This is a genomic window from Roseomonas sp. TS2 (assembly GCF_058833935.1).
This window is the reverse complement of sequence record NZ_JCACVY010000230.1, coordinates 2,501-5,611: the sequence shown is the minus strand read 5'-3', so window position 1 is coordinate 5,611 and position 3,111 is coordinate 2,501. Positions and strand designations below refer to the sequence as shown.

The 3,111-nt window shown below is 57.2% G+C and carries 1 tRNA gene and 2 rRNA genes; all 3 read right to left on the bottom strand.

The features are described 5' to 3' along the window. Positions 1–2: 2 nt before the first annotated feature. A tRNA-Met gene (locus ACZJYS_RS22035) sits at positions 3–79 on the bottom strand. Positions 80–122: 43 nt separating this feature from the next. Continuing rightward, positions 123–237 (bottom strand): 5S ribosomal RNA (gene rrf / locus ACZJYS_RS22030). A 126-nt stretch (positions 238–363) separates the two neighbouring features. Continuing rightward, positions 364–3,102: ribosomal RNA gene (locus tag ACZJYS_RS22025) — 23S ribosomal RNA — on the bottom strand. Positions 3,103–3,111 lie beyond the last annotated feature (9 nt).

Here is a 3,111-nt window from a genome sequence, read left to right as displayed (position 1 = left end):
TTTGGATGCGGGGACAGGATTTGAACCTGTGACCTTCAGGTTATGAGCCTGACGAGCTACCGGGCTGCTCCACCCCGCGGTGGTGTGTGTATCCGTGTATGTGTGTAAGTTCCGGCTTGGTGGCCCGGCGGCGACCTACTCTCCCGCATCTTGAGATGCAGTACCATGGGCGCTGGGGTGTTTCACGTCCGAGTTCGGGATGGGATCGGGTGTATCAACCCCGCGATGGCCACCGGGCCACCGAGCCGGAACTTTTTTGCACACGGATGATGTGTAACTGATTTGGTGATGGGTGAGTGATTTTGAGTGAGTGCGGATTGGTGCTGCGTGCGGTGTGGGTTTTGAGGCCCACGGCGGAGTTTTTGAATGAGATCGTTCGGGTGATTAGGACCGCTCGGCTGAGCCTGTTACCAGGCGTATACCTGCGGCCTATCGACGTGGTGGTCTACCACGACCCTCGGGGAGACCTCGTTTAGAGGCTGGTTTCCCGCTTAGATGCCTTCAGCGGTTATCCGTTCCGTACTTAGCTACCCAGCGATGCCGCGGGCGCGACAACTGGTACACCAGAGGTACGTCCATCCCGGTCCTCTCGTACTAGGGACAGATCCTCGCAAGTCTCCAACACCCATGGCAGATAGGGACCGAACTGTCTCACGACGTTCTAAACCCAGCTCACGTACCGCTTTAATCGGCGAACAGCCGAACCCTTGGGACCTGCTCCAGCCCCGGGATGCGATGAGCCGACATCGAGGTGCCAAACCTCCCCGTCGATGTGGACTCTTGGGGGAGATCAGCCTGTTATCCCTAGAGTACCTTTTATCCGTTGAGCGATGGCCCTTCCACGCGGGACCACCGGATCACTAAGGCCGACTTTCGTCTCTGTTCGCGCTGTCGCGCTCACAGTCAGGCGGGCTTATGCCTTTGCACTCAACAGCCGATGTCCGACCGGCTTGAGCCCACCATCGCGCGCCTCCGTTACCATTTGGGAGGCGACCGCCCCAGTCAAACTGCCCGCCACGCAGGGTCCTGGCCCAGGGTAACTGGGCTCAGTTAGACATCAGAAAGGCGCAGGGTGGTATTTCAAGGATGGCTCCGCCGAAGCTAGCGCCCCGGTTTCATAGCCTCCCACCTATCCTACACAGCCCCTTCCTGATGCCACTGCGAAGTTGCAGTAAAGGTTCATAGGGTCTTTCCGTCTGACCACGGGTACCCCGCATCTTCACGGGGAATTCAATTTCGCTGAGCCCATGCTGGAGACAGTGGGGAGGTCGTTACGCCATTCGTGCAGGTCGGAACTTACCCGACAAGGAATTTCGCTACCTTAGGACCGTTATAGTTACGGCCGCCGTTTACTGGGGCTTCAATTCGGTGCTTGCACACCTCCTCTTAACCTTCCAGCACCGGGCAGGCGTCAGACCCTATACGTCATCTCTCGATTTCGCAGAGCCCTGTGTTTTTACTAAACAGTCGCCACCCCCTGGTCTGTGCCACCCATCTCCGGTTGCCCGGCTATGGGTCTCGCTTATCCCGAAGTTACGCGAGTAATTTGCCTAGTTCCTTCAGCATGGTTCTCTCAAGCGCCTCGGTATACTCAACCAGTCCACCTGTGTCGGTTTCGGGTACGGTCTATAATGTCAGAGCTATTTCCTGGAGTGATCCGGCAGCCTCTCCAATCCAATAAGGAGGGACTACGGTTCACACTCGTCACTTCTGACAGGCCCAGGAATATTCACCTGGTTTCCATCGGCTACGGCTGTCGCCCTCGCCTTAGGGGCCGGCTCACCCTGCGCGGATTGGCCTTGCGCAGGAACCCTTGGACTTTCGGCGAGAGGGGTTCTCACCCTCTTTGTCGCTACTCATGTCCGCATTCGCACTTCCGATACCTCCAGCGGCCCTCACGGGTCCACCTTCGCAGGCCTACGGAACGCTCCGCTACCACGCATACTTGCGTATGCATCCACAGCTTCGGCACGTGGCTTGAGCCCCGTTACATTTTCGCCGCAAGACAGCTATTAGACCAGTGAGCTATTACGCTTTCTTTAAAGGATGGCTGCTTCTAAGCCAACCTCCTGGTTGTTTTGGCCGTCTCACATGCTTTCCCACTTAGCCACGATTTGGGGGCCTTAGCTGGTGGTCTGGGCTGTTTCCCTCTCGACAATGGACCTTAGCACCCACTGTCTGTCTGCCAGGTAGCACTCACCGGCATTCGGAGTTCGGTAGGGTTTGGTAGGACTTTGGGTCCCCCTAGCCCTTCCGGTGCTCTACCTCCGGCGGTGTTCGCCTGACGATCTACCTCAATAGATTTCGCGGAGAACCAGCTATTTCCGAGTTTGATTGGCCTTTCACCCCTAGCCACAGCTCATCCCCGACTTTTTCAACAGGCGTGGGTTCGGCCCTCCAGTGCGTGTTACCGCACCTTCAGCCTGGCCATGGCTAGATCACTCGGTTTCGGGTCTTCTGCCTGCAACTCGGCGCCCTGTTCGGACTCGCTTTCGCTGCGCCTACACCTAACGGCTTAAGCTTGCTGCAAACAGAAACTCGCGGACCCATTATACAAAAGGTACGCCGTCACCCTTGCGGGCTCCGACTGCTTGTAGGCGTTCGGTTTCAGGTCTCTTTCACTCCCCTTGTCGGGGTGCTTTTCACCTTTCCCTCACGGTACTTGTGCACTATCGGTCACCAAGGAGTATTTAGGCTTGGAGGGTGGTCCCCCCACGTTCAGACAGGGTTTCACGTGCCCCGCCCTACTCGAGACCCAATCAAAGCCATACGCCTACGGGGCTATCACCCGCTCTGGCCGGACTTTCCAGACCGTTCGGCTTAACGTTGACTGGGTACTGGCCTGGTCCCCTTTCGCTCGCCACTACTCGGGGAATCTCTGTTGATGTCTTTTCCTCCGGCTACTGAGATGTTTCAGTTCACCGGGTTTGCCTCTGATCCCTATGTATTCAGAACCAGATCTCCATAAAGGAGGGGTTTCCCCATTCGGACATCCGCGGATCAACGATCGCTCGCATCTCCCCGCGGCTTATCGCAGCGTGCCACGTCCTTCATCGCCTCTTGGTGCCAAGGCATCCACTGAACGCCCTTCTCATACTCATTCTCGTCACC